The 354-nt window shown below is 71.8% G+C and carries 1 pseudogene; it reads left to right on the forward strand.

The annotated features are described in order from the left end of the window. A pseudogene (locus QM841_RS42925) lies at positions 1 to 354 on the forward strand (cutinase family protein); the annotation flags it as partial.

A 354-nucleotide genomic window follows, 5' to 3' on the forward strand; every position in this document is an offset into this window, starting at 1 on the left:
GATCGCCGACACCGCGACCTCGCTGTCCAAGACGCTCAGCCCACTGGTCGACCTGCTGCAGTCCGGCGCCGCGAACACCGCCGCCACCGCGGGCCTGGCCGCAGCCCCGGTGGGCACACCGGAAAACGCGGCCGCACAGGTCCTCACCACAGCCAGCCACGCGGACCTGGCCGGTGCACTCGACTCGGCGGCCACGATCGCGAACACCGCAGCCGAACTCGCCAATGGTGGCGCCACCACCCTGCCCGCCACCGCACCCGAAATCTCTCAACTCTCGGGCACCGCCGCATCACTCGGTGGCCAAATCGCACCCGTCGCCGCCACCCCGGCAGATGCCCTCTCCTCCGCGTCGAG

The sequence above is a fragment of the Rhodococcus sp. IEGM 1307 genome (genome assembly GCF_030056915.1).
GTDB lineage: Bacteria > Actinomycetota > Actinomycetes > Mycobacteriales > Mycobacteriaceae > Rhodococcus_F > Rhodococcus_F opacus_D.